Origin of the sequence: Streptomyces rubellomurinus (assembly GCF_000961885.1) — a bacterium.
Classification (GTDB): Bacteria; Actinomycetota; Actinomycetes; order Streptomycetales; family Streptomycetaceae; genus Kitasatospora; species Kitasatospora rubellomurina.
In genome coordinates this window covers 1-25622 of sequence record NZ_JZKH01000071.1, presented here as the reverse complement: position 1 = coordinate 25622, position 25622 = coordinate 1, and the positions used below count along the sequence as shown (strand labels likewise).

Sequence of the window (25622 nt, the reverse complement as noted above, 5' to 3'; positions counted from 1 at the left end):
CGGTTGCGGACCGGACCGAACCCGCGTAGGAGCCTTCTCACACCCGCCCGGCTCGCCACATCCCCGTCAGAACGGGTACCAGCGCACCCCCGTGTCCCCGTCCCGCAGCGAGGCGACCCGGCGCCGGAACTCCGCGAGCGCGGCCGGGCTGCTCGCGGCCTGTTGCGCCACCCAGGAGGCGCTGGCCGTCTCCCGGGCGCCGCGCAGCACCGTGAAGCCGGGCCACTCCCGCACGTCCCAGCCGTAGGCCTCGGTGAACGCGCGGTACTCCTCGGCGGGCACCCCGTACCGGTCCTGGCTGAGCGCGAGGACCACCAGGTCGTGCTCCCGCAGGTCGTCGGCGACGAACTCGAGGTCGAGCAGCACCGGCCCGTCCGGCCCGACGTGGACGTTGCGCGGCAGCGCGTCGCCGTGGACCACCCCGGGGTGCAGCCGCGGGACGAGGTCCTCCAGGGCGGCCGCGAAGGCGTCCCGGCGGTGGCGCAGGAAGGCGACGTCCGCCGGGTCGACCTGCCCCTCGGCGGAGGCGAGCCAGCGCTCGACCGGGGCCAGCAGGTCGCGCCGCCCGAGCGGGACGGGCGGCAGCGGCAGCCGGTGCAGGGCGCGCAGCAGCGGGGCGAGGTCCACCGGCCGGGCGGGGCGGACGGCGGGGGCGAGCCGGTGCCAGAAGGTGACCGGGTGTCCGTGCGAGAGCTGCGGCTCGGCGGCGAGCGCCTCGTACGGGCGGACCACCGGCACGCCCTGCCCGGCCAGCCAGTGGGCGACGGTCAGCTCGCGGTGCGCCCGGTCGTACAGTTCGGGGCCGCGGGCGACCTTGGCGACCACGGCCGGGTCGCCGAGGTCGAAGACGGCGTTCTCGCCGAGCGCGATCAGCCGGGCGTCGCCGGGCCCGGGCAGGCCGGCGGACTCGCAGGCGTGGGCGAGCAGCAGCCGGGCGCGGCCCTCGTCGAAGGGGATCATGGCTGGGCTCCGTTCCCGCCGGCGTCCGTCCGGTGGATCCCGGACGGTGATCATCATCCCAAAGCGGCCGCGGGCACGCAGCGGCGCCGGGCACGCAGCGGCGCCGGGCCCGCAGCACGCGGGGCCCGGCGCCGGGAGGCGGTCCCTAGTCGCGGACCAGGCGGCGCCGTCCGGCCCTCGGCTTGGTGACGGTGGCCGGGGCGGGGGACGCCGCGGTGGCGGGCTCGCCGTGCGAGAGGTCGGGCAGCCAGCCGAGCCAGCGCGGCAGGTACCAGTTGCGCTCGCCGAGCAGGCTCATCACGGCGGGCAGCAGCACCGCGCGGATCACCGTCGCGTCGATCAGCACCGCGACGGCCAGGCCGACGCCCATCTGCTTCATCGCCTGCATGGACAGGGTGCCGAAGACCGCGAACACCGCCACCATGATCACCGCGGCGCTGGTGACCACCCCGGCCGTGGAGCGGATGCCGTGGGCGATCGCGGCCCGGGTGGCCAGCCCGCGGTCGCGGCTCTCCTTGATCCGGGAGACCACGAAGACGTGGTAGTCCATCGAGAGCCCGAAGAGGATCACGAAGAGGAACAGCGGCACCCAGGACTCGACGGCGCCGACCCCGGCGGTGCCGAGCAGCGAGGCGCCCACGCCGTGCTGGAAGACGAGCGTCAGCACCCCGTACGCGGCGCCCACCGACAGCAGGTTGAGCACCACGGCGGTCGCGGCGATGGTCAGCGAGCGGAACGAGGTGAGCATCAGCAGGAAGGCGAAGGCGACGACGAAGCCGAAGACCAGCGGCATCGAGCCGGTCATCTTGGCGTTGAAGTCGTACGAGCCGGCGGTGCGTCCGGTGACCGGGGCCTCGGTGCCGGGCACGGTGAGGACGGTCGCGGGCACCAGGTCCTCGCGCAGGGCCTTCAGGGCGGCGTTGCTGACGGAGTCGTTGCCGGTGCCGTCGAGCGGGATGTCGACGGTGGCGACGTTCTGTTCGGCGTGCACGGTGACGTCGATCGGTCCGTGCATCCGGCCGCTGGCCAGGGCCCGGGCCTTGAGGTCGGCGATCGCGGAGGTCATGGCGGGGGAGGAGATGTCGGTGGACCTGATCACCACGGTGGCCGGCGCGGGGCTGCCGGGGAAGGCGGCCTCGATCTTCTGCGAGGCGGCCACCAGGGCGTTGCCCTCGGGCAGTTGCTGCTGGAAGGTCAGGTTGGCGGTGTGCATGGTGAGCAGCGGCGCGGCCAGGCCGAGCAGCAGGCCGCCGGCGAGGACGGTGGCGGCGAGCGGGCGGCGCAGCACGGGGGTGAGCACGGCGTTCCAGAACCGTCCGCCGTTCTGCAGGGCGTCCGGGCGGCGCAGCCTGCCGAGGAGCGGGACCCGGCCCTTCTCGACGCGGTCGCCGAGCAGGGACAGCAGGGCGGGCAGCACGGTGAGGGAGCCGAGGACGGCGGTGACGACGACCACGATGGTGGCGAAGGCCATGGCGCGGAAGTCGGCGATCCCGGTGAGGAACATGCCGGCCATGGCGACGACGACGGTGACGCCGGAGACCAGGACGGCGCGGCCGCTGGTGGCGGCGGCGATGCTCAGCGCGGTGGCGGCGTCGCGCCCGGCGGCGCGCTCCTCGCGTTCGCGGCGCAGGTAGAAGAGGCAGTAGTCGACGCCCACGGCGAGGCCGACGAGCAGCATCACCGAGCTGGCGTCGTTGCTGGTGTGCAGCAGGCCGCTGCCGAGCGTGACCAGCCCGCTGGCGGCGACGAAGGCGGTGAGGGCGAGCACGACCGGCAGGACGGCGGCGACGAGGGCGCCGAAGGCGATCAGCAGGATGCCGAGGGCGAGCGGCACGGCGGTCCACTCGGCGCGGGCGAAGTCGTGGTTGAACTGGTCCTGGATCCACTTGCCGGAGCTGGCGTCGCCGAGTTCGACGACGGTGAGGTCGGGGTGGGCCCGCTGCACGCCGGCCACCGCGGCCACCACGTCCTGGACGTTCTTGACGGCCTCGTCGTGGTCGCCCCGGAGGGTGAGCAGGACGAGGGCGGAGTGGCCGTCCGCGGAGACGGCCTTGGTGTCGTAGGGGGAGCGGACCGCGGTGGTGCGGCCGGTGCCGGTCGCGGCGTCGACGACCTGGGCGACGGCGGCGCGGAAGGCCGGGTCGTCGGCGCCGCGGGTGGCGCTCTGGACCAGCACGGTCTCGCCGGCCGGGCTCTGCAGGCCGGCCCGGTCGAGGATCCGTGCGGCGCGGGAGACCTGTCCGGGCATGGACTCGGCCTCGGTCACGGTGGTGCTGCCGTGCATGCCGCCGAGCACGGCGGCCAGGACGACGAAGAGCAGCCAGCCGAAGACGGCCGTCTTGCGGTGGCGGGCGCTCCAGGCGCCCATCGCGGCGGCCGGGCCGAGTCTGGTTTTCACGGGGTTCCCCCAGGTAGAGCGGCGGTCGTCGCCGGGCGGGCCGGTGTCGGCCCGGACGCCGTCGCGGTGGTCGCCGGCTGCGCTTCCGGCGTCGCAACCAACAGTAGGGAGTGGGGACTTGGGCGGTAAACCGGCTGGCGGGTGAGTGGCTCCTGGGGGCAGCATCGGGGTCGGGGTGGGGTTTTCCCCACCCTCGGACCCGGAGTTCTCCTCCCCCGGGGTGGGCTGCGGCTCCACCCTGAGGGGGAGAAGTCTCCACCCCGAGCACGAGGTCAACGGGGGTGCGGGCGGGTGACACTGGGTCAGGGGCCTTTGAGGGTCGGTCCCTTACGGGGGTTGGAACACGGGGGCTCCTTGCCGGGCGGCAAGCAAGTACTCGTAGGATGGCGCCCGAACCTACTTACCTGCCGACCGGTAAGGGGCTGCCTCCGCGCGCCTCCGGCCGGTCCTGCCGCTGCCCGGCGGCCCGTTCCACGGGGCTGCGGTGAACCATGCCCAGGAGGCATCACGAGCATGTTCCACCGACTAGGACAATTCGTCGTACGCCGTGCGTGGTGGGTGATCGCCGCATGGGTCGTCGCGGCCTTCGCGATCATCGCGGGCGCACCGCAGCTGAAGTCCAACTCCGACGAATCGGCGTTCCTGCCCAAGCACTACGAGTCCATCCAGGCGTCGGACCTGCAGCAGAAGGCCTTCCCGTCCAACATCTCCCCCGGGGCGCTGCTGCTCTTCCAGCGCAACGACGGCGGCGCGCTGGACGAGGGTGACAAGGCCACCATGGCCAAGGTCATCCAGGGCCTGGCGGACAAGCACATCGAGCTGGTCGACCAGGTCCTGCCGGTCAACGAGCAGGGCTACTCCGCGGACAAGAAGTTCGCGATGTCGATGGTCTCCATCGACAAGTCCAAGTTCGCGGACGACAAGTTCCCCGAGGCCGCCAAGAAGCTCCGCGAGGAGGGCACCGCCCTCACCTCCGGCACCAGCGTCAAGGTCCAGGTCGGCGGCGCGGCCGCGTCCAACCTCGACCAGAAGGACGCCGGCTCCACCGCGCAGATGCTGATCGGCCTCGGCACGATCGTGATCATCCTGCTCACGCTCGGCATCATCTTCCGCAGCCCGATCATCGCGCTGCTGCCCGTCGTCACCGTCATCGTCTACTCGATGGTCGCCACCGGCCTGATCGGCTTCGCCGCCGACTGGTTCGGGCTCAAGGCCGACAACTCCATGGAGATGATCCTCACGGTCGTCCTCTACGGCGTCGGCACCGACTACTTCCTGTTCCTGATGTTCCGCTACCGCGAACGGCTGCGGGCCGGGGACGACCGCAGGACGGCCGTGGCCAACGCGGTCGGCCGGGTCGGCGAGGCCATCACCTCCGCCGCCGGCGCCGTCGTGGTCGCCTTCGCCGTGCTCGTCCTGTCCAGCCTCGGCATGTTCAAGGCGCTCGGCCCCGCGCTGGCCATCGCCGTCGCGGTCACCGCGGTCGCCTCGGTCACCCTGGTGCCCGCGATCATCTCCCGCATTCCGGAGAAGGTCCTGTTCTGGCCCTCCAAGGCCTGGCAGCGCGAGCCGTCCAACGCCCGCTTCGCCGCGATCGGCCGCACCGTCGGCCGCCGCCCCGCCGCCACCGCCGTGCTCTCCGGCCTGGTGATGGTCGGCCTCGCGGTCGCCGCGCTCGGCTACAAGGGCACCTTCGACATGGCCGGCAGCTCCATGCCGAAGAGCAAGGAGTCGATGGTCGTCCAGGACACCATGGCCAAGGCCTTCTCGGCCGGCGCCGGCGACCCCGCGCACGTCTACCTGACCAGCCAGAACGGCAGCAAGCTCGACCCGGCCTCCCTCCAGGGCTACGTCTCGGACCTGGGCAAGGTCCCGGGCGTCTCCCAGGCCGCCATGGACTCCGAGCACAGCGTCAGCCCGGACGGCCAGACCGTCGACATCACCCTGGTCCTCGCGGACGACTCGGCCAGCAACAAGGCCATCGACACCATCGGCGACGTCCGCAAGGCCGCGCACGACAAGGCGCCCGAGGGCACCAAGGCGCTGGTGGCCGGCACCGCCTCCGTGTACAAGGACATCAACACGGCGATGGCGCACGACTACAGCCTGGTCTTCCCGATCGCCGCCGTACTGATCATGATCATCCTGGGCCTGCTGCTGCGCAGCGTCGTCGCGCCCTGGTACCTGATGGCCTCGGTCGGCCTCGGCTTCGGCGCCACCCTCGGCGCCACCACCCTGGTCTTCCAGGACTTCAAGGGCGAGCCCGGCCTGATGTTCATGCTGCCGATCCTGATCTACCTGTTCGTGGTCGCGCTCGGCACCGACTACAACATCCTGATGATCGCCCGACTGCGGGAGGAGGCCCGCGAGGGCCGCGACCCGCGCGAGGCGGCCAGCATGGCCATCCGCCACGGCGGCCCGACCGTCGCCGCCGCCGGCTTCATCCTCGCGGGCACCTTCGCGACGATGCTGCTGGCCGGCAACACCCTGTCCAGCGAGATGGGCTTCTCGATCGCCATGGGCATCCTCATCGCGGCCTTCGTGATGGCGATGTTCTTCACCCCGGCGCTCACCGCCCTGCTCGGGCAGCGCGCCTGGTGGCCCGGCCACGCCGACACCGGCGGCCACGGCGCGGGCCAGGCCCCGCTCGCCGGCAGCCACGGCGTGCCGGAGCCGGCCGGCCGGCGCTGACCGGACCCAGCCGCGACAGGCGGCGCCCCGCTCCGGCGGGGCGCCGCCTGCCCCGTTTCCCGGGCCCGCAAACGTGATCTCCCGGGCCCCGAAATCCCCGGTCAATCGGGGTGCCACCGTGCTACAGTCGAAGCAGTTGCAGTTTTGGTTCCCATGAACGCTTGTGTGCGCCTGCTGGTCCCAACCAACAGGCGCATTTGTTTTGTCCGGTGTTTCAGTCTCCGGATGGGGATCGCGGCTACTTCGGGATTCACGAGGTGTGAATCCCTGATGCCCCAGTATGAGGAGACGGTTATGGCTACCGGCACCGTGAAGTGGTTCAACAGCGAAAAGGGCTTCGGCTTCATCGAGCAGGACGGCGGCGGCCCGGACGTCTTCGCCCACTACTCGAACATCGCCGCCCAGGGCTTCCGCGAGCTGCTCGAGGGCCAGCGCGTCGAGTTCGACGTGACCCAGGGCCAGAAGGGCCCGCAGGCCGAGAAGATCACCGTCATCGGCTGACGTCAGCCTCCACGCTGACGCGCGATCTCGTGATCCCGTGAAGCGGGGGCCCGCACCGGACACCGGTGCGGGCCCCCGTTCATGCCGCCGAACGGCCGGGGCGGCGCACTCCCTGACGACGGCCGAACCAGCCCCGCACACGGGCTGACGACCGACGAACGGAGACCCCGTGACCACCCCTGCCCGCCCGCCGCGCGACCGCGCCGCCACCGCCCGTACCAACGCCCGCGGCGAGGCCCGCGGCGACCAGGGCCGCCGCGGCGCGAACACCGAGCGCACCGCCCGTACGGACCGCGCCGCCGAGCGCCCGCGCAAGCCGCGCGGCCGCACCGGCGCCCCCCAGCAGACCGGCGCCCCCAAGGGCGCCCGCCGCGCCGCCGCGCCCGAGGCCGCCGACTTCACCGTCGTCGAGGGCACCCCGGCCCGCCCGCCGGCGGCCACCTTCGCCGAGCTCGACCTGCCCAAGGCGATCCTCAGCGCGCTCACCCGCGAGGGCGTCACCGAGCCGTTCCCGATCCAGGGCGCCACCCTGCCGGACTCCATCGCCGGCCGCGACGTGCTCGGCCGCGGCCGCACCGGCTCCGGCAAGACCCTCGCCTTCGGCCTGCCGCTGCTCGCCCGCACCGCCGGGCGCCGCGCCACCGGCCGCTACCCGCTGGCCCTCGTCCTGGTGCCCACCCGCGAGCTCGCCCAGCAGGTCACCGAGGCGCTCACCCCCTACGCCACCGCCGTCAACCTGCGGATCACCACCGTCGTCGGCGGCATGTCGATCAACCGGCAGTCCAACGCGGTGCGCCGCGGCACCGAGGTGCTGGTCGCCACCCCGGGCCGCCTCGACGACCTGATCGGGCGCGGCGACGTCATCCTCTCCGACGTCGCGATCACCGTCCTCGACGAGGCCGACCAGATGGCCGACATGGGCTTCCTGCCGCAGGTCAGCAAGCTGCTGGAGCAGGTCGCCGAGGGCGGGCAGCGGATGCTGTTCTCCGCCACCCTGGACCGCAACGTCGACCGCCTGGTCAAGCGCTTCCTCACCGACCCGGTGACCCACTCGGTCGACCCCTCGGCCGGCGCCGTCACCACCATGGACCACCACGTCCTGCAGCTCGACCCGGCCGACAAGGCCTCCACCACCGCGCACATCGCCTCCCGCGACGGCCGGGTGATCATGTTCGTGCACACCAAGCACGGCGCCGACCGGCTCGCCAAGCAGCTGCTCGCCAACGGCGTCAAGGCCGCGGCCCTGCACGGCGGCAAGTCCCAGCCGCAGCGCAACCGCGTCCTCGACCAGTTCCGCGACGGCCTCGTCACCGCGCTGATCGCCACCAACGTCGCCGCCCGCGGCATCCACATCGACGGCCTCGACCTCGTCGTCAACGTCGACCCGCCCATCGACCACAAGGACTACCTGCACCGCGGCGGCCGCACCGCCCGGGCCGGCGAGTCCGGCACCGTCGTCACCCTGGTGCTGCCCGAGCAGCGCCGCGAGGTCAACCGGCTGATGACCGTCGCCGGCATCCGCCCCACCGTCACCAAGGTCCGCCCCGGCGACGCCGACCTCACCCGGATCACCGGCGCCCGCACCCCCAGCGGCGTCCCGGTCAGCATCGTGGTGCCCGTGCCCGTCGTCGAGCCCGCCGCCGCGGCCAAGTCCGACAAGCCCGCCACCCCGCGCCGCCGGCCCGGCAAGCGCTCCGCGCTGCCCGCCGACGTCGACATGAACGGCAACCCGCGCCGCCCCCGCCCCAAGACCGCCCAGGGCGGCGGCACCGGACGCCCGCAGGCCGCCGGCTTCATCGGCCGCTCCGCCGGCCGCGCCAAGCCCGGCAGCGGCTCCAAGTCCGGCTCCAACTACGGCACCGGCCGCCAGCGCCGCACCCTCGACTAGCGGAACCCGCACCCGCACCCCCACCGGCCGCGCCGGGGCCCAGCCCCGGCGCGGCCGCGGCGTTTCGCGCCCCACGGTTCGACACGCGCCGCCCCCCGGCGATGTTGGCGAGGTACAGTTTTATGTACATCACCACCATCGATCGAGGAGGTGCCGGATGTCCGTGACACAGATCGACATCGATGAGGACGCGCTGGAGCGCGCGATGGCGCTCGCCGGCGTGCGGACGAAGAAGGAAGCCGTCAACCTCGCACTGCGCTACTACGCGGAGCGGCAGGAACGCGCGGCCCGCATCAGCAGGCACTTCGAGCGGGCCGCGCACTGGGGAGCGGTCGAGCAGGCCGAGCGGCTGCACCGGGCGGAGAAGGACGGTCGGTGATCTACCTCCTCGACACCTCCGCGCTCTTCCGGCTGCTGCGCGACCCGAAGCTCCAGGAGGCCTGGTACGACGCGATCGACGCGGGGTCGATCGCGTCGTGCTATCCGCAGCGCGCCGAGTTCCTCTACAGCGCGCGCGACGGCCGGGAGTACGACGAGATCGCCGAGATGTTCGCCGACCTCTACCCGGACGTCTCGGTGCCGAAGGGAGCGGGGCGCTGGATCGACACCGTGCAGCGGCGGATGGCGCTCGCCGGGCAGCACCGCAGCGCCTCCGCGGTCGACCTCGTGATCGCGGCGACCGCCGCGCACCACGGGCTGACGGTCCTCCACGACGACGCGGACTACCGCACCGTGGCACGGCACGCCCCCGACCTCAGCGAGCACAGCGTCCTCGACTGCGCATGAGCGAACCTCAGGCCGCCAGCGCCCCGGCCGTGGCGCGGGCCTCGTCGTAGCGGCGCAGGAGCAGGGCGGCGAGTTCCGGGGCGGCGCCGAGGACGGGGGCCAGCAGGTCGGCTCCGGCGGCGGCCCCGGCGATGCGGTCGGGCAGCCGGCCGGGGGCCAGCAGGTAGGGGGAGACGGCGGTGCGCTCCGCGCCGGCGGCGCGCAGGGCGGCGAGGGCCTCGGGGACCCGCGGCCCGGCCGCGGAGGCGTAGGCGACCTCGACGGCCGCCCAGCCGCGGGTGCGCCGCCACTGGGCGGCGACCGCCCGGGTGGCGGCGTCGGCGGTCGGATCGGAGGAGCCGGCCGCCGCCAGGACCACGCCGGTGCGGGCCCGCTCGGCGGCGCCGCGCAGGGCCGGGTCGGTCTCGGCGAGGCGGCGGTCCAGGGCGGCGAGCAGCAGCGGGGACGGCCCGAGGACGTCCGCGACGGGCAGCGCACAGCCGGCCGAGCGCAGCGCGGCGGGGATGTCGTGCTTGGCGTGGTAGGCCCGGCCCAGCAGCAGCGGCACGGCGACCGCGTCGTCCAGCCGGCCGACCACCTGGGGGATCCGCGGCGCGCAGTGGTCCAGGTAGGCGGTGGCGACCTCCAGGCCGGGCCGGGCCGCCCGGACCCGCGCGACCAGGGCGGCCACGGTCGCGGCGTGCCGCGGGTCGCGGCTGCCGTGGGCGACGAGCAGCAGGGTGGACGTCACGGCCGGGGCCTCACCTGGTGGCGGCCAGCAGGCCGCGGTTGCGCAGCACCCGGCGCTCGATGGGGGTGAACACCAGCAGCTCGATGGCGATGCCGACGAACAGGATGAGGATGATGCCGAGCAGCACCCCGGACATGTCGGAGAACTCGCGCTGGTCCTCCAGGAAGCGGCCGAGGCCGCGCCCGAGGTCGGGGGAGGAGGCGACGAGCTCGGCGGCCATCAGCGAGCGCCAGGAGAACGCCCAGCCCTGCTTGAGCCCGGCGAGGTAGCCGGGCAGCGCGGCCGGGATGAGGACGTGCCGGGCGCCGGCCAGGCCGGTGGCGCCGATGGTGCGTCCGGCACGCAGGAACAGCGGCGGCACCTGGTCGATGCCGGCGACCAGGCCGTTGGCGATGGACGGGACGGCGCCGAGCAGGATGACCGCGTACATCATCGAGTCGTTGATGCCGAGCCAGATCACCGCGGCGGGCACCCAGGCGACCGAGGGCAGCGACTGCAGGCCCTGGAGGACCGGCCCGATCGCGGTGCGCACCGGCCGGACGCGGGCGACGACCAGGCCGATCGGGGTGCCGATGGCGACGGCGAGCAGGAAGCCGGACAGGCCGCGCCACACGCTGGTCCAGATGATGGAGAACAGCGTGCCCTGGTACCAGAGGTCCTGCAGGGAGTGCCACACGTCCAGCGGGCTGGGCAGCTTGTAGGAGGAGGTGAGGTGCAGGCTGTAGGCGCCCTGCCACAGGGCGAGGACCACGACGACGCCGATCAGCGGCGGCAGGGCCTTGGTGCGCAGCACCTCGCCGAGCGAACTGCGCTGCGCGGAGACCGCGTCGAGGGCGTCCAGTCCGGCGCCGACGTCGGCGCTGTCGCCTCCGGTCCGGGCGGGGGCGGTGTCAGTGCTGGACATGGCGGCGGATCTCCCCACGCAGTTCTTCGGTGATCTCGATGGACAGGTCGGCGACGCCGGAGGACTCGATGCGGCGCGGCTGCGGCAGGTCGATCAGCCACTGCCGGGCGACCCGGCCGGGGCGGGAGGAGAGCAGCACGACGCGCTGGGCCAGGCGCACCGCCTCGCGCACGTTGTGGGTGACGAACAGGACGCTGAGCTGCCGTTCGGCCCAGATCCGGGTGATCTCGTCGTGCAGGACGTCGCGGGTGATGGCGTCGAGCGCGGCGAACGGCTCGTCCATCAGCAGCACCTTGCTGCCCTGGGCGAGCGCCCGGGCCATCGCGACGCGCTGGCGCATGCCGCCGGACAGCTCGTGCACCCGCTTGCCGTACGAGCCGCCGAGGCGCACGAGTTCGAGCAGGCGCTCGGCCTCGGCGCGGCGTTCGGGGCGCGGCACGCCGGCGAGCCTGAGGGCGAGTTCGATGTTCCTGCCGGCGGTGAGCCAGGGGAACAGCGCGTGCTCCTGGAACATCAGCGCCGGGCGGCCGCCGGCCACCTCGATGGTGCCGGCGGAGGGCCGGTCGAGGCCGGCGACGAGGTTGAGCAGGGTGGACTTGCCGCAGCCGGAGGCGCCGAGCAGGGTGACGAACTCGCCGGGGGCGACGTCGAGGGTGATGTCGTCGAGGACGTGGGTGCGGGCGCCGGGGCGGCCGAAGGACTTGTGGACGTGCGCGATGCGGACGGCGGGCGCGCCGGCCGGGGCGTCGACGGCGGAGGTGTCGGCCTCGGTGGTCACTGCGGGCATGGGGGCCTCCTGCACGGGAGAGGGCTGGCGGGTCGGAGCCGGGGTCCGGGCCCCGCCCGCGCCGGTGGGCATCGATCGGGGATCGACCGGGCGGGCGGGGCCGGACCGCGGAGTCACTTGGTGCCGAGTCCGGCGTCCGCCACGGCGGGCAGGCTCTTGGCCGCGAGGACCTTGTTCAGCAGGGTGAGGTCGTAGATGCCGTTCAGGTTGGGCTTCTTGAGGAGCCCGGCGGTGACGGCGTGGTCGGCCTCGGACTGCAGGGTGCCCGCCAGCGGGTCGTCCAGGAACTCGATGCCGGCCCAGGCCGGGTCGAGGACGGCCGGCTCCAGGGCGTTGCCGGCGTCCTTCTTGATGGCCTCGTTGGCGTCGGCCTTGGCCTTGTCCGGGTTGGCCTTGATGAAGGCGTTGGCGTTCACCGAGCCGCGCAGCACGGCCTCCACCACGTCCGGGTGCTCCTTGAGGAACTTCTGCGAGACGATGATGTTGGTGATCACGAACTTCTTGTCCGGCCACACGTCCTTCTCGTCGAGCAGGACCTTCGCGCCGAGGGTGACCAGCTTGGAGGCGGTCGGCTCGGGCACCCAGGCGCCGTCGATGGAGCCCTGGCGGTAGGCGTCGGGGGTGACCTTGTTGTCGGTGCGCACCACCGACACGTCGCCGGCGCCGGAGGCAGCGTCGACCTTGAAGCCCTTGCCGGCGAGGTAGTTGAGCAGTGCCACGTCCTGGGTGTTGCCGAGCTGCGGGGTGGCGATCTTCTTGCCCTTGAGGTCGTCCAGCGAGGCGACCTTGTCGGGGTTGACGACGAGCTTGACGCCGCCGGAGGCCGAACCGCCGATGATCCGCAGCGACTTGCCGTCCGACTTGGTGTAGCCGTTGATGGCGGGGGAGGGGCCGATCCAGCCGATGTCGATGGAGCCGGCGTTGAGCGCCTCGATCTCGGCGGGGCCGGCGTTGAACACCTGGGTCTTGATCTGGGTGGCGCCCAACTCCTTCTGGAATATGCCTTCCTGGAGGCCGACCAGCGGGGTGCCGTGGGTGAGGTTGGCGAAGTAGCCGATCTTCACGCTGTCCGCGGACAGCTTCGCGCCGGAGGCGGAGCCCGTACCGGCCGCGGTGGCGGCGGTGTTCGCCTTGTCGTCGGCCTTGTCGTCGGCCTTGGAGCCGTAGCCGCAGGCGGACAGCAGGGCGGCGGCGGACAGGGCGGCGACGGCGGCCGCGGCGCCGCGTCTGATCCGGCCGGCGTTCGGGCGGGCGTGGGTATGCGCAGGTGCCTGGTTCGGTGCCATGGTGGGTCCTGTTCACGGACGGACCGTCAGGAGGCGGTCCCGGGCGGACGGTTGGGAAGGTGGTGCGCGCGGCAGCGGTGTGCCGGGGGCAGGCCGGGCGGCCGTGGGGGAGACAGCCCGGTGACAGGGCGGGTCAGCCCTGTCGGCCCGCACATCGGGTCAGGCCGCCCTGGCCGCTGCCGAGGACGCCGCTGCCGATGCGGCCGCCTTCCTTGTCCATGCCCGAGAACGCCTCGCTGGGCATCAGACCCAGTCCTCCTCTGCGGTGTCCGTGGCGCGTACGGTGTCGAACGCCTCGCCCGCCATGCCGGCGGTGAGGGTGGTGCCGTCCGCCGGGTCGATCAGCAGGAACGAGCCGGTGCGGCGGTTGGCCGCGTAGGCGTCGAGGGCCAGCGGCTCGGCGGTGCGCAGCACCACGTGGCCGATGTCGTTGACGTTCAACCCCTCGGCGCCGGAGCGCTGTTCGAGGCTGTCGATGTCGATCCGGTAGGAGATCTCCTTGACCAGCGCCCGCACGGTGCGGGTGGTGTGCTTGAGCAGCACCTTGTCCCCGGCGCGCAGCGGCCGCTCGTTGAGGTGGCTGACGGTGGCCTCGATGTCCTTGGTGGGCGCGGGAGTCGCCCCGGCCGCGATGAGGTCGCCGCGGGAGATGTCGATGTCGTCGGCGAGGCGGACGGTGACCGACTGCGGGGCCCAGGCGATGTCGGTGCGGCGGCCGAGCGCGTCGATCCCGGCGACGGTGGTGGTGTGCCCGGAGGGCAGCACGGTGACCGGGTCGCCGACCCGCAGCACGCCGGAGGCCAACTGGCCCGCGTAGCCGCGGTAGTCGGGGTGCTCCTCGGTCTGCGGGCGGATCACGTACTGGACGGGGAAGCGGGCGGGCTCGGCGCTCGGGTCGCTGCCGACCGGGACGGTCTCCAGGTGCTCCAGCAGGGTCGGGCCGCCGTACCAGTCCATGTGCGCGGACGGTTCGACGACGTTGTCCCCGGCGAGGGCGGAGATCGGCACGGCCAGCACGTCGGTGACGCCGAGCGAGGCGGCGTAGGCGGTGAACTCGGCGGCGATGGCGGCGAACACGGGCTCGGCGTAGCCGACGAGGTCCATCTTGTTGACGGCCAGCACCACGTGCGGCACCCGCAGCAGCGCGGCGACGGCGGCGTGCCGGCGGGTCTGCTCGACGACGCCGTTGCGGGCGTCGACCAGGACGACGGCGAGCTCGGCGGTGGAGGCGCCGGTCACCATGTTGCGGGTGTACTGCACGTGCCCGGGGGTGTCGGCGAGGATGAACCGGCGCCGGGGGGTGGCGAAGTAGCGGTAGGCGACGTCGATGGTGATGCCCTGCTCGCGTTCGGCCCGCAGGCCGTCGGTGAGCAGCGCGAGGTCGGGCGCGTCCTGGCCGCGGCTGCGGGAGGCGTGCTCGACGGCCTCCAGCTGGTCGGCGAGCACGGACTTGGAGTCGTGCAGGAGGCGGCCGACCAGGGTGGACTTGCCGTCGTCGACGGACCCGGCGGTGGCGAAGCGCAGCAGCGACGTGGCGGTTGCAGTGCTCATGTCTAGAAGTACCCCTCGCGCTTGCGGTCTTCCATCGCGGCCTCGGACAGCTTGTCGTCGGCGCGGGTGGCGCCGCGCTCGGTGAGGCGGCTGGCGGCGATCTCGGCGATCACGGCCTCGATGGTGGTGGCGTCCGAGTCGACGGCGCCGGTGCAGGACATGTCGCCCACGGTGCGGTAGCGGATCAGCCGCCGCTCGACGGGCTCGGTGTCCTTGGGGCCGCCCCACTCGCCGGCGGTCAGCCACATGCCGTTGCGGGCGAAGACGTCCCGCTCGTGCGCGTAGTAGATCTCCGGCAGCTCGATGCCCTCGCGCTCGATGTACTGCCAGACGTCCAGCTCGGTCCAGTTGGACAGCGGGAAGACCCGCACGTGCTCGCCGACCGCGTGCCGGCCGTTGTACAGCGACCACAGCTCGGGGCGCTGGCGGCGCGGGTCCCAGGCGCCGAACTCGTCGCGCAGGGAGAACACGCGCTCCTTGGCGCGGGCCTTCTCCTCGTCCCGGCGGCCGCCGCCGAACACGGCGTCGAAGCGGCCCTTCTCGATCGCGTCGAGCAGCGGCACCGTCTGCAGCGGGTTGCGGGTGCCGTCCGGGCGCTCGCGCAGCACGCCGCGGTCGATGAAGTCCTGGACGGAGGCGACGTGCAGGCGCAGGTTGTGCTCGGCCGCCACGCGGTCCCGGTAGGCGATCACCTCGGGGAAGTTGTGGCCGGTGTCGACGTGCAGCAGCGCGAACGGGACGGGCGCCGGGGCGAAGGCCTTCAGCGCCAGGTGCAGCATGACGATGGAGTCCTTGCCGCCGGAGAACAGGATCACCGGGCGCTCGAACTCCCCCGCGACCTCGCGGAAGATGTGCACCGACTCGGCCTCCAGCGCGTCCAGGTGGGACAGCGCGAACGGGGTGTCGTCGGTGCGGACCGGGCTGTCGGTCGCGGTGGTCATGCGAGGCCCCTCTCGGTCAGGAAGGCGTGCAGCTCGGCGGCGGACTCGGCGACCGCCCTGCCCTGCGTCTGCAGGCGCAGCTCCGGCGCCTCGGGCGCCTCGTACGGGTCGTCCACACCGGTCAGGCCGGAGATCTCGCCGGCGGCCTGCTTCGCGTACAGGCCCTTGACGTCCCGCTCGGCGCACAGCTCGACCGGGGTGGCGACGTGGACCTCCAGGAACGCGGTGCCGTTCGCGGCGTGCCGCTCGCGCACGGCGGCCCGCGAGTCCGCGAACGGGGCGATCACCGGGGCGAGCACCTTCACGCCGTTGGCGGCCAGCTTCTCGGCGACGAAGCCGATCCGGGTCACGTTGGTGTGCCGGTCCTCGCGGGAGAAGCCGAGGCCCTTGGACAGGAACTCGCGGATCTCGTCGCCGTCCAGGACCTCGACCTTGTGGCCGCCGGCGCGCAGCCGCTCGGCCAGCGCGAACGCCAGCGTGGTCTTGCCCGCGCTCGGCAGCCCGGTCAGCCACACGGTGGCGCCGCGCTCGCAGGGGGCGGCCTGGGGGGCCGCCTCTGCGGCTCCGGCGGCGGCCAAAGTGTCAGCTGTCACGACGTCTTTCCTTACACGAGTGGAGACGGGGGATCACGGGGCTCGCTTCAGAGGTGGATGCCGCACTCGGTCTTGCCGGAGCCCGACCAGCGCCCGGCCCGGGCGTCCTCACCCTCACCCGGCTTGCGGGTGCAGGACAGCGGTGAGCAGCCGATCGAGGTGTAGCCCTCCCACAGCAGCGGGTTGAGCAGGACCCCGTGGGCGGCGACGTAGGCGTCCACGTCCTGCTGCGTCCACCGGGCGATCGGGGCGATCTTGACCTTGCGGCGCCTGGCGTCCCAGGCCACCACCGGGGTGTTCGCCCGGGTCGGCGACTCGTCGCGGCGCAGCCCCGTCGCCCAGGCGTCGTAGCCGCCGAGGCCCCGGTTCAGCGGCTCGACCTTGCGCAGCGCGCAGCACAGGTCCGGGTCGCGGTCGTGCAGGTTCGGCCCGTGCTCGGCGTCCTGCTCGGCCACGGTCCTCAGCGGCTTCAGCGTGATGACGTTGACCGGCATCGTCGCGGCCACCGCGTCGCGGGTCCCGATGGTCTCCGGGAAGTGGTAGCCGGTGTCCAGGAACACCACGTCCACGCCCGGGAACACCGAGGAGGCCAGGTGGGCGACCACCGCGTCCTCCATCGACGAGGTGACGCAGAACCGCCCGCCGAAGGTGTCGGCGGCCCAGCGCAGGATCTCCTGCGGCGTGGCCTCCTCCAGCTCGCGGCCGGCCCGCTCCGCGAGCGCCGCGTGGTCAGTCGCGGTGCTGCTCATGTGACGTACCCCCGTTGGTCGGTGACAGCAGGCCGAGGAACTTCAGCTGGAAGGCCCGGCGGCAGCCGTGGCACTCCCAGGCGCCGTGCCCGGCCTCGGACGGGCGCAGGTCCTCCTCGCCGCAGTAGGGGCAGAAGAACGGTGCGGCTCTTTCGCTCACGACAGCTGCTCCTCACTGGCCCGGGCCGCCCACTGGGCGAAGCGCTCGCCCTCGGCGCGGTCGGCCCGGTAGCGGGTCAGGACGCGCTCGATGTAGTCCGGCAGGGCGGCGCTGGTGACCTTGAGGCCGCGGACCTTGCGGCCGAAGCCGGCCTCCAGGCCGAGCGCGCCGCCCAGGTGCACCTGGTAGCCCTCGACCTGCTCGCCGTTCTCGTCGGTGACGAGCTGGCCCTTGAGGCCGAAGTCGGCGACCTGGATGCGGGCGCAGGCGTTCGGGCAGCCGTTGATGTTGATGGTCAGCGGCTCGTCGAAGTCCGGCAGGCGCTTCTCCAGCTCGTCGATGAGCGTGCGGCCGCGCTGCTTGGTCTCGACGATGGCGAGCTTGCAGTACTCGATGCCGGTGCAGGCCATGGTGCCGCGGCGGAACGGCGACGGGGTGACCCGCAGGTCGAGCGCCTCCAGTCCGGCCACCACCGCGTCGACGTGCTCCTCGGCGACGTCGAGGATGAGCATCTTCTGCTCGGTGGTGGTGCGGACCCGGTCGCTGCCGTGCGCGGCGGCCAGGTCGGCGACCTCGCCGAGCAGCTTGCCGTCGACCCGGCCGACCCGCGGCGCGAAGCCGATGAAGTACCGGCCGTCCTTCTGCCGGTGGACGCCGACGTGGTCGCGCCAGCGGGCGGCGGGCTCGACCGGTGCCGGCCCGTCGAGGAGCTTGTCCTTCAGGTACTCGTCCTCCAGCACCTGACGGAACTTCTCCGCGCCCCAGTCGGCGACCAGGAACTTCAGCCGGGCGCGGTTGCGCAGCCGGCGGTAGCCGTAGTCGCGGAAGATGCCGATCACCCCGCCGAAGACGTCCGGCACCTGCTCCAGCGGCACCCAGGCGCCCAGGCGCACGCCCAGCTTGGGGTTGGTGGACAGGCCGCCGCCGACCCACAGGTCGAAGCCGGGCCCGTGCTCCGGGTGGACGACGCCGACGAAGGCGACGTCGTTGATCTCGTGCGCGACGTCCAGCCGCGGGGAGCCGGAGACCGCGGCCTTGAACTTGCGCGGCAGGTTGGAGAAGTCCTTGTTGCCGATGAAGCGGCGCTGGATCTCGTCGATCGCCGGGGTGCCGTCGATGATCTCGTCCTCGGCGACGCCGGCCACCGGGGAGCCGAGGACGACGCGCGGGGTGTCGCCGCAGGCCTCGGTGGTGGACAGGCCCACCGCCTCCAGCTTGCGCCAGATCGCCGGGACGTCCTCGATCCGGATCCAGTGGTACTGGATGTTCTGGCGGTCGGTCAGGTCGGCGGTGCCGCGCGCGTACTCCTCGGAGACCTCGGCGATCGCCTTCAGCTGGGCGACCGTCAGCCGGCCGCCGTCGATCCGCACCCGGAGCATGAAGTACTCGGCGTCCAGCTCGTGCGGGTCCAGGATCGCGGTCTTGCCGCCGTCGATGCCCTCCTTGCGCTGGGTGTAGAGCCCCCACCAGCGCATCCGGCCGCGCAGGTCGGCCGGGTCGATCGAGTCGAAGCCCCGCTGCGCGTAGATCGTCTCAATACGTGTCCGCACATTGAGACCGTCGTCGTCCTTCTTGAACTGCTCGTTGGCGTTCAGCGGGGTGAAGTGCCCCATGCCCCACTGGCCCTCGCCGCGGTGACGGGTCACCTTGCGAGCCGCGGCGGGGCGGCGCGGGGCCGGGCTTTCGGCCGTGGGCTCGGCGGTCTCGGGGGACGTGGCCATGATGAAGTCCTTCGGGGGCAGGTGGCGCTGGTGCCGGATGGGTCGCGGGGCGTGCACGGCCGTACGGTGCTGCTGTGACCTGCGGATTCCTCAGGAACGTTCCCTGGAAAGGGAGAGCAGTGACCGGGGCCGGGCGGGCGCCTGCGCATCCGCTGCTGCGGGGATGGCGATGGTGGGTGGCGCCGGGTGCGGTGGTGCGGCGGGGGTGGGCTCAGGTCACCGGACAGATGGCGCTGGACACGCGAAGCAGGTCGACGTGGAGTCGACCGACCAGGGTGGTTCCGGCGCTAGGCATGGCAAGAGATTCGCACGGCGCGGGACTCGCGGTCCACTAACATCCGAATGCTGGACTCCATGGTTCCGAAATGCGGGACGCTCGACGGTTCCCGCCGCTCCCCGCCCCGCCGCCCGGCCACGCCCCGGGACCCCGGGGAGATCAACCGCGGCGCCCCGGCCCGATACCGTTACCCCTGTGCAAGCAGCAGGCGAAACGAGCAGACCGACCCCCGAGCGCCCCACCCGGCGCCGCGGCAAGGGCTCCCGGCGCGCGGCCAAGCCGGTCACCTGGCGCCGCACCACGTGGGACCTGGTCAAGGACACCACCAACACCTGCGTCGAGTACCGGGTCACCGGCCTCGCCGCCGAGGCCGCCTTCTTCACCCTGCTGTCCATCCCACCGCTGCTGCTCGGCGTCGCCGCCACCCTCGGCTACCTCGACTCCTTCCTCGGCGCGGGCACCATCGACCGGCTCAAGCACGACATCATCACCGCCTCCGGGACGGTCCTGTCGCAGTCCTCCGTCAAGGACGTCGTCGAACCGCTGCTCGACCAGGTCTTCGGCCACACCCGGCCCGACCTCATCTCGATCGGCTTCCTGCTGTCGCTGTGGTCCGGCTCCCGGGCGCTCTACATCTTCATCGACACCATCACCGTCATGTACGGCCTCGACGGCAAGCGCGGCATCGTCAAGACCCGGCTGATGTCCCTCGGCCTCTACCTCGGCGCCCTGGTCATCGGCGCGTTCGTCCTGCCCCTGCTGATGGCCGGGCCCGGCCTCATCGAGAACGCCGTCCCCGGCATCGCCGGACTCGTCGGCGCCACCTACTGGCCCGTCGCCATCCTGCTGCTGATCGTCTCCCTCACCACCCTCTACCACCTGGCCGTCCCCGTCTCCACGCCCTGGCGCGAGGACATCCCCGGCGCGCTCGTCGCCCTCGTCGTCCTCGTCTTCTGCAGCGTCGGCCTGCGCCTCTACCTGGTCAGCTCCGTCGAGGTCCCCTCGGCGTACGGCTCGCTCGCCGCGCCCGTCGCCGTCCTGCTGTGGATCTTCGTGGTCGCCCTCGCCGTCCTCATCGGCGCCGCCATGAACGCCGCCATAGACCGCCGCTGGCCGACCCTCGAAACCGCCGACGCCCGCGCCGAGAACGAACGCGCCCACGAGGAGGCCGCGGCCGCCGTCGTCCGCGAGGTCGCCGCCCGCCGGGCCGTCGAACGCGCCCGCCGCGCCCGCGAACTCGGCCTCGCCGAAGGCCACGAGGAGGAGTGGGGCGAGGACGAGAACGACGACGTCGACGCGCCCTCCGAATACCCCGAGCGCTGGGCCGACGTCCTCGCCGCCGACAACCTCCGCGGCCGCCTCACCGCCCGCGGCGGACCGCACCACCGGCCCGCCCCGCCGCCGCCCGACAGCGACCGGCCCACCGGGCCGCCACCGGGGCCGCCGCCGGGGCAACAGGTGCCGGGCTACCCGCCGCGGCCGCCCCGGCCGCCGTGGGAGCAGCGGTAGCGGCGCTGCCGGGGGCGTTGGAAGGGTGCGGACAGCCGTACGGACAGGGCCTCCCCCGCGGGTGCGGGGGAGGCCCTGGTGCGTTCGTCGGGTGGCCGCCGGGCGGGCTGTCCGCCCGTCAGGCGGTCGCCGGGCCGGGCGGGGTCCGGCCGTTGTGGCCCGGGTTGCCGTAGCCCCGGGCGGGGTGGCCCGCGGAGTCGTGGGCGTTGCCGTAGCCGGGGCCGCCGAAGCCCTGGCCGCCGAGGCTTTGGCCACCGTAGCTCTGGCCGCCGAGGTTCTGGCCACCGTAGCTCTGGCCGCCGAGGCTTTGGCCGCCGTAGCTCTGGCCGCCGTCGCCGGGGGCGCCGTGGCCCGGGGCGCCGTACTCCTGCCCGCCGGCCGGCTGGGCGCCGGGCTCGGGGGCGGGCGGGTAGCCGTACGAGGGCTGGCCGGTGGGGGTGTGGCCGCCGCCGGCGGCGCCGTACGCGGGGCGCAGCTCGGTCGGCGCCCCCGGGTCGGCCCCGGGGCCCGCCGGTGCCGGGCCCGCCGGCGCCGGGCCCGCACCTGCCGGGTCCGCCGGTGCCGCGCCGGCCGTGGGGGCGGGCTGCGCCGAGCCCGCGGACGGCGACACGGCCGCCGCCGCCGGGCGGGGCTGCGCCGGAAGCGGCTCCGGGCTCACCTCGGCCGGATCCAGCGCGGTGCGCCCGGAGGAGTCGCTCAGCTTCACCAGCAGGGCGATCATCAGCCAGTTCGCCAACAGCGACGAACCACCCGCCGCCAGGAACGGCAGCGCCTTGCCCGTCAGCGGGACCAGCCCGCTGACCCCGCCCACGACCACGAACACCTGCAGGGCCAGCGCCGCCGACAGCCCCGTCGCCAGCAGCTTGCCGAACGGATCGGTCAGGCCGACCGCGGTGCGCAGCCCGCGCTGGATCAGCAGCACGTAGACCAGCAGCACCGCCGTCACCCCGGCCAGGCCGAGCTCCTCGCCGATCGTGGTGAACACGAAGTCGCTGCGCCCGGCGAAGCCGATCAACCACGGGCGGCCCGAGCCCAGGCCCGTCCCGGTCAGGTGCCCGGTGCCCAGGCTGAACAGCGCCTCGGCGGGCTGGTCGGAGATGATCGCCTTGTCGTGGTGCTCGTTGTAGATGTCGAGCGGGTGCAGCCAGGCCTCGACGCGCCCGTGCACGTGCGGCTCCACCGTGCCGACCACGCCCGCGCCGCCGACCGCCATCAGCAGGCCCAGGACCACCCAGCTGGTGCGCTCGGTCGCCACGTACAGCATGACGACGAAGATGCCGAAGAAGATCAGCGAGGTGCCCAGGTCGCGTTCGAAGACCAGCACCAGCAGGCTGACCACCCAGATCGCCAGCACCGGCCCGGCGTGCCGGCCGCGCGGCAGGGTCATCCCCCAGACCTTCCGGCCGGCCAGCGCCAGGGCGTCCCGGGAGGCCATCAGGTAGCCGGCGAAGAAGATCGTGATCGCGACCTTCACGAACTCGTCCGGCTCGAAGGACAGGCCGGCCAGCCGGATCCAGCGCTTCGCGCCGAAGCTGTCGCTCGGGGAGAACACCGGGGCCGCCAGCAGGATCAGCGCGCCCGCCATCAGCAGGTAGACGTACCGCTGGAAGAAGCGGTGGTGCTTGACGAAGACGATCAGGGCGAGCGCCACCAGCACCGAGATGAACGTCCACATCAGCTGCGAGGGCGCGGCCGGGACCTTCTGGTAGTCCCGGAAGGCGGCCGCGTAGCTGACGTCCAGCCGGTCCAGCAGCATCAGGCCGAAGCCGGTCAGGAACACGCCGAGCGGCAGGATCAGCGGGTCCGCGTACGGCGCGAACCGCCGCACCGTCAGGTGCGCCACCCCGGCCAGGCCCCCGAGCGCCAGAGCGTTCACCAGCAGCCCGGACGGCATCTTGTCGGTCAGTGCCAGGTGGGCGGTGATGTTCCCCGCCAGGCAGACGGCCACCGCGAGCGCCAGCAGGCCCAGCTCGATGTTGCGGTGGCGCGCGGCCAGCCGGCGGCCCTCGCCGCGCTCAGTGCTTCGCACCTCTTGTCGTCCCCTTGTCATCACCCACGTGGCCGATATCGCCGACCGGTGCATCCTGCCAGACGAAGCGGGCCGCCCGCCGGTTGCGGCCCGGGGGTCGGAGAGGGCCGAACTTTGCCTTGGTAAAGCTTTGTTGGGGTTGGGTAAAGCCTTGGTCAGCTCGCGGTATAGAGGCGGGCCCCGCGCGCCGCCGGCCAGCTGCCGGGGGCGATGATGGCCGGGCGCCGCGGCCCCGCCCGGCGCCGGACCCGCCTCGCCCCGGCGGGCCGCGGGCGCGGATGAGGTGAGCGGACGGATGAACGGCGCGGTGGACGGCCCGGCCCGGATGCTCGCCTACAGTGGACCGCCCGCCTGGCAGTGGTCCGACCTGGCCACCTCCTGGACCTTCGAACCGCTCGTCCTCGCCCTCTCGGTGCTGGCCGGCGCCTGGTACCTGGCCGCCGTGCGCACCGTCCGGCGCGCCGGCGGCGAGCGCTGGCAGCCCACCCGCACCGCCGCCTTCCTCGGCGGACTGCTGCTGTGGATCTGGTGCACCTGCTCCGGCCTCGGCGTCTACGAGCGGATCCTCTTCACCGACCGGGCCGTGCAGGTCGTGCTGCTGCTCATGGTCGTCCCGCTGCTGCTCGCGCTCGGCGCGCCCGTCTCGCTGCTGGTCGCCGCCTCGCCGCAGCGGCGGCGCGAGCGCATCCTGCGGGCGCTGCGCAGCCGGCCCTCGAAGGTGCTGATGTTCCCGGCCGTCTCGACGGCGCTGCTGATGGCGCCGCCGTGGCTGCTCTACTTCACGCCCTGGTACGAGTGGTCGGTCTCCAGCGGGCCGGGGAACGTGGTGCTGCACCTGGCGCTGGTGCTGCTGGGCCTCGCCTACTTCTGGCCGCGGCTGCAGCTCGACCCGGTCGGGCACGAGTACCCGCACCTCGTCGGGCTGTTCATCACCTTCGCCGAGGTGATCTTCGACGCGGGGCTGGGGATCGTGCTGATCTACGGCGGGCACCTCGTCGCCGAGCACTACTACCTGGCGCTCGGGCGGCCCTGGGGGCCGAGCCTGGCGCAGGACCAGACCTGGGGCGGCAACGCCTTCTGGGTGCTGGGGGACCTGGTCGGGCTGCCGTTCCTGGCCGCGCTGGTGCGGCGGATGGTGGTGCAGGGGCGGGAGGAGATCAAGGCGGTGGACGCCGAGCTGGACGCCCGCTTCGAGGAGGCGGCGGCGCAGGCCCGGGAGGAGGGGCGGCCGGTGGAGGAGGAGGCCGGGATGCGGCCCTGGTGGCTGGACGACCCGAACCTCAAGCACCGGTACGGCGGGTAGCGGCACTTCTGCCCCGGGTGCGGGGCGGGCGGTGCGGGCGGTGCGGGCGGGGCGGGCGGGCGGCGCGGAGCAGGGCCAATTGTGCTCCCCTGCGGGCTCTCCGCCGGCCGCTCCCGGCCTTCACCGGCGCGTTTCCGCAGGTCAAAAATAGGTTGGCCGCGCGCGGGCCGTCCGCTAGCGTGTGACGCGTTCGCTTCGGGGCCAGCCGGCCCCGCAAGGAGTTTCGGGCGCCGTTGGGCAGCCCGAGGAGTAGAGAGCAGGAGGTGGGCCCCATGGCCGTCGTCGCCCCGATAGCTGCCCAGGGCAGCACTCGCGTTCACCTCCTTTTCCCGGCCGCCGGCTGACCGCTTCGCGTTCGCGCCAGCCGTAGCCCGCCGGGGTCACTCCTCCCGAAGGGCACACTGCGTTGTTCAACGCTGCCTCCGTTCCGTCGTTCTCCTCTCCTTCCGCTTCCTCCTTCTCCTTCGTCTCCGGCGACCTCTCCGGTGACTCCCCGCTGTCCGGCTACGGCTGGACGTCCGAGCTCGCCGAGGCGTTCGAGCCGCTCGCCGAGGCCGGTCTGGTCCCGGGCCGGATCGTCCGGGTCGACCGCGGCCAGTGCGACGCCGTGATCGCCGACCCGGAGACCGGCGAGGTGCGCACCGTCCGGCTCGACACCCGGCCGGTGGGCGACGCCGACATGATCAACTGCCCGTGCACGGGCGACTGGGCAGCCGTCGACCTGTACGCCCAGCCGATGGCCGCCGTCTCCGCGCTGCTGCCGCGCTCCACCGCGATCATCCGCAAGGTGGCCGGCAAGCGCTCGGACGGCCAGGTGCTGGCGGCCAACGTCGACACCGTCCTGATCGCCTCCTCCCTCGCGGCCGACCCCGACCTCGGCCGGATCGAGCGCTTCCTCGCCCTGGCCTGGGAGTCCGGCGCCGAACCGCTGGTCGTCCTCACCAAGGCCGACCTGGTCGACGACGCCGACTTCATCCGCGCCGACGTCGAAGCGGTCGCCCCCGGGGTCACCGTGCTCGTGGTCAGCGCCGAGACCGGCGAGGGCATCGACGTCCTGCAGGCCTGCCTGCCGGGCACCACGGCCCTCATCGGCCAATCCGGTGTCGGCAAGTCCACGCTGACCAACGCGCTGGCCGGCACCGCGGCGATGGCCGTCCAGGAGGCCCGCGCCGTCGACCAGAAGGGGCGCCACACCACGACCACCCGGGAGCTGATACCGCTGCCCGGCGGGGGCGTGCTGATCGACACCCCCGGGCTGCGCGAGGTCGGCCTCTACGGTGGCGAGGGCGTCGACCTGGCGTTCGCCGACATCGCCGAGCTGGCCGAGGAATGCCGCTTCCACGACTGCGGCCACCACACCGAGCCCGGCTGCGCCGTCCAGGCGGCGCTGGCGGACGGCACCCTGCCGCAGCGCCGGATGGACAGCTACCTCAAGCTCCAGCGCGAGAACGAGTGGATCGCCTCGCGCTCGGACGCCCGGCTGGCCTCGGCCCGGCTGAAGAAGTGGAAGACGATCACCAAGTCCCAGCGCGCGGCGGGAGGTCCGGTCAAGCGTTGACGCTGTAAGGCGATGAGCAGTGGAGGGCGGCCCCCGGCGGCCGCCGGCCGCCCTCCACCGAGCTCGAAAGGAAGCGGCGCCCGCAGTGCGGGCGGTAGCCCCGGTAGAGGGCAGCGCTTCGACGGCCGGGTCCCGCTTCGGGACTGCCGGCGCCCCACGCGGGATGCGGATGGGGATGGGTGCGCGGGATGTGGGCGCGGGTGCGCGGGATACGGGCGCGGGTGCACAGGTGCACGGGGCGCACAGGGTGCGCGGGTATGCGGGTAGAGGCCGGGGCCAGGGCGCGCGGCACCCGCAGGT

General features: G+C 73.3%; 22 protein-coding genes. 8 read left to right on the top strand and 14 right to left on the bottom strand.

Translation table 11 applies throughout. The features are described from left to right. Positions 1-66: 66 nt before the first annotated feature. Complete coding sequence (locus VM95_RS27800; protein ID WP_045701682.1) at positions 67-960, bottom strand: phosphotransferase enzyme family protein; 894 nt, start codon at positions 958-960, stop codon at positions 67-69. Between the two features lie 145 nt (positions 961-1105). Beyond that, positions 1106-3328, bottom strand: a complete 2223-nt coding sequence (locus VM95_RS27795) for an MMPL family transporter (protein WP_045701680.1) — start codon at positions 3326-3328, stop codon at positions 1106-1108. A gap of 543 nt (positions 3329-3871) precedes the next feature. On the opposite strand from VM95_RS27795, the gene VM95_RS27790 reads away from it, so the two are divergent. From VM95_RS27790 to VM95_RS27770, 5 genes are all read left to right on the top strand, one after another. Then, the gene (locus VM95_RS27790; protein ID WP_045701676.1) at positions 3872-6049 is read left to right on the top strand and encodes an MMPL family transporter; all 2178 of its coding nucleotides are present in this window, start codon (positions 3872-3874) and stop codon (positions 6047-6049) included. Positions 6050-6343: 294 nt separating this feature from the next. Further along, positions 6344-6550, top strand: coding sequence for a cold-shock protein (locus tag VM95_RS27785; RefSeq protein WP_045701674.1), 207 nt, complete (start codon positions 6344-6346; stop codon positions 6548-6550). A 169-nt stretch (positions 6551-6719) separates the two neighbouring features. Then, positions 6720-8438 (top strand): DEAD/DEAH box helicase, encoded by a 1719-nt coding sequence (locus VM95_RS27780; RefSeq protein WP_052707619.1) that lies wholly within the window; start codon positions 6720-6722, stop codon positions 8436-8438. A gap of 157 nt (positions 8439-8595) precedes the next feature. After that, entirely contained in the window at positions 8596-8817 is a 222-nt protein-coding gene (locus VM95_RS27775) for a type II toxin-antitoxin system VapB family antitoxin (RefSeq protein WP_045701723.1), read from the top strand. Continuing rightward, entirely contained in the window at positions 8814-9224 is a 411-nt protein-coding gene (locus VM95_RS27770; protein WP_045701671.1) for a PIN domain-containing protein, read from the top strand. The genes VM95_RS27775 and VM95_RS27770 overlap by 4 nt, the downstream gene beginning before the upstream one ends. A gap of 7 nt (positions 9225-9231) precedes the next feature. Here VM95_RS27770 and VM95_RS27765 read toward each other — a convergent pair whose 3' ends face one another. From VM95_RS27765 to VM95_RS45540, 11 genes are all read right to left on the bottom strand, one after another. After that, positions 9232-9954, bottom strand: coding sequence for a sirohydrochlorin chelatase (locus tag VM95_RS27765; protein ID WP_045701669.1), 723 nt, complete (start codon positions 9952-9954; stop codon positions 9232-9234). A gap of 10 nt (positions 9955-9964) precedes the next feature. Next, positions 9965-10858, bottom strand: a complete 894-nt coding sequence (locus VM95_RS27760; RefSeq protein ID WP_045701667.1) for an ABC transporter permease — start codon at positions 10856-10858, stop codon at positions 9965-9967. Further along, a complete protein-coding gene (locus VM95_RS27755; RefSeq protein ID WP_045701664.1) occupies positions 10845-11645 on the bottom strand; it encodes an ABC transporter ATP-binding protein in 801 nt (266 codons plus the stop codon). Before VM95_RS27755 ends, VM95_RS27760 begins: the two co-directional genes overlap by 14 nt. 113 nt (positions 11646-11758) lie before the next feature. Further along, a complete protein-coding gene (locus tag VM95_RS27750) occupies positions 11759-12931 on the bottom strand; it encodes an aliphatic sulfonate ABC transporter substrate-binding protein (protein ID WP_045701662.1) in 1173 nt (390 codons plus the stop codon). A 243-nt stretch (positions 12932-13174) separates the two neighbouring features. Continuing rightward, positions 13175-14482 (bottom strand): sulfate adenylyltransferase subunit 1, encoded by a 1308-nt coding sequence (locus tag VM95_RS27740; RefSeq protein WP_045701659.1) that lies wholly within the window; start codon positions 14480-14482, stop codon positions 13175-13177. A 2-nt stretch (positions 14483-14484) separates the two neighbouring features. After that, positions 14485-15423: a sulfate adenylyltransferase subunit CysD gene (gene cysD, locus VM95_RS27735; protein WP_045701657.1), complete on the bottom strand. Its 939-nt coding sequence runs from the start codon at positions 15421-15423 to the stop codon at positions 14485-14487. Next, positions 15420-16001: an adenylyl-sulfate kinase gene (cysC, locus tag VM95_RS27730; RefSeq protein ID WP_045701655.1), complete on the bottom strand. Its 582-nt coding sequence runs from the start codon at positions 15999-16001 to the stop codon at positions 15420-15422. Before cysC ends, cysD begins: the two co-directional genes overlap by 4 nt. A gap of 62 nt (positions 16002-16063) precedes the next feature. Then, positions 16064-16765: a phosphoadenylyl-sulfate reductase gene (locus VM95_RS27725; protein ID WP_045701653.1), complete on the bottom strand. Its 702-nt coding sequence runs from the start codon at positions 16763-16765 to the stop codon at positions 16064-16066. Beyond that, a complete protein-coding gene (locus VM95_RS27720) occupies positions 16746-16925 on the bottom strand; it encodes an eL43 family ribosomal protein (RefSeq protein ID WP_045701651.1) in 180 nt (59 codons plus the stop codon). Before VM95_RS27720 ends, VM95_RS27725 begins: the two co-directional genes overlap by 20 nt. Then, complete coding sequence (locus VM95_RS27715) at positions 16922-18646, bottom strand: nitrite/sulfite reductase (RefSeq protein ID WP_045701721.1); 1725 nt, start codon at positions 18644-18646, stop codon at positions 16922-16924. Before VM95_RS27715 ends, VM95_RS27720 begins: the two co-directional genes overlap by 4 nt. A 211-nt stretch (positions 18647-18857) precedes the next feature. Further along, the gene (locus tag VM95_RS45540) at positions 18858-18941 is read right to left on the bottom strand and encodes a putative leader peptide (RefSeq protein ID WP_310593185.1); all 84 of its coding nucleotides are present in this window, start codon (positions 18939-18941) and stop codon (positions 18858-18860) included. Positions 18942-19118: 177 nt separating this feature from the next. Here VM95_RS45540 and VM95_RS27710 point away from each other — a divergent pair, with 177 nt between their 5' ends. Continuing rightward, the gene (locus VM95_RS27710) at positions 19119-20432 is read left to right on the top strand and encodes a YihY/virulence factor BrkB family protein (protein ID WP_078860634.1); all 1314 of its coding nucleotides are present in this window, start codon (positions 19119-19121) and stop codon (positions 20430-20432) included. 118 nt (positions 20433-20550) lie between these two features. Here VM95_RS27710 and VM95_RS27705 read toward each other — a convergent pair whose 3' ends face one another. After that, positions 20551-22461 (bottom strand): FtsW/RodA/SpoVE family cell cycle protein, encoded by a 1911-nt coding sequence (locus tag VM95_RS27705; protein WP_063773574.1) that lies wholly within the window; start codon positions 22459-22461, stop codon positions 20551-20553. A 295-nt stretch (positions 22462-22756) separates the two neighbouring features. On the opposite strand from VM95_RS27705, the gene VM95_RS27700 reads away from it, so the two are divergent. Then, on the top strand, positions 22757-23764 hold the full coding sequence (locus VM95_RS27700) for a cytochrome c oxidase assembly protein (protein ID WP_078860630.1): 1008 nt from the start codon (positions 22757-22759) through the stop codon (positions 23762-23764). A gap of 406 nt (positions 23765-24170) precedes the next feature. Continuing rightward, complete coding sequence (gene rsgA / locus VM95_RS27695) at positions 24171-25322, top strand: ribosome small subunit-dependent GTPase A (RefSeq protein WP_045701649.1); 1152 nt, start codon at positions 24171-24173, stop codon at positions 25320-25322. Positions 25323-25622 lie beyond the last annotated feature (300 nt).

Bases quoted from the DNA above. Each gene is read 5' to 3' on its own strand.
- VM95_RS27800 (WP_045701682.1), bottom strand. From the start codon at position 960: ATGATCCCCTTCGACGAGGGCCGCGCCCGGCTGCTGCTCGCCCACGCC.
- VM95_RS27795 (WP_045701680.1), bottom strand. From the start codon at position 3,328: ATGGGCGCCTGGAGCGCCCGCCACCGCAAGACGGCCGTCTTCGGCTGG.
- VM95_RS27790 (WP_045701676.1), top strand. From the start codon at position 3,872: ATGTTCCACCGACTAGGACAATTCGTCGTACGCCGTGCGTGGTGGGTG.
- VM95_RS27785 (WP_045701674.1), top strand. From the start codon at position 6,344: ATGGCTACCGGCACCGTGAAGTGGTTCAACAGCGAAAAGGGCTTCGGC.
- VM95_RS27775 (WP_045701723.1), top strand. From the start codon at position 8,596: ATGTCCGTGACACAGATCGACATCGATGAGGACGCGCTGGAGCGCGCG.
- VM95_RS27760 (WP_045701667.1), bottom strand. From the start codon at position 10,858: ATGTCCAGCACTGACACCGCCCCCGCCCGGACCGGAGGCGACAGCGCC.
- VM95_RS27755 (WP_045701664.1), bottom strand. From the start codon at position 11,645: ATGCCCGCAGTGACCACCGAGGCCGACACCTCCGCCGTCGACGCCCCG.
- VM95_RS27750 (WP_045701662.1), bottom strand. From the start codon at position 12,931: ATGGCACCGAACCAGGCACCTGCGCATACCCACGCCCGCCCGAACGCC.
- VM95_RS27740 (WP_045701659.1), bottom strand. From the start codon at position 14,482: ATGAGCACTGCAACCGCCACGTCGCTGCTGCGCTTCGCCACCGCCGGG.
- cysD (WP_045701657.1), bottom strand. From the start codon at position 15,423: ATGACCACCGCGACCGACAGCCCGGTCCGCACCGACGACACCCCGTTC.
- VM95_RS27725 (WP_045701653.1), bottom strand. From the start codon at position 16,765: ATGAGCAGCACCGCGACTGACCACGCGGCGCTCGCGGAGCGGGCCGGC.
- VM95_RS27715 (WP_045701721.1), bottom strand. From the start codon at position 18,646: ATGGCCACGTCCCCCGAGACCGCCGAGCCCACGGCCGAAAGCCCGGCC.
- VM95_RS45540 (WP_310593185.1), bottom strand. From the start codon at position 18,941: ATGCCTAGCGCCGGAACCACCCTGGTCGGTCGACTCCACGTCGACCTG.
- VM95_RS27700 (WP_078860630.1), top strand. From the start codon at position 22,757: ATGAACGGCGCGGTGGACGGCCCGGCCCGGATGCTCGCCTACAGTGGA.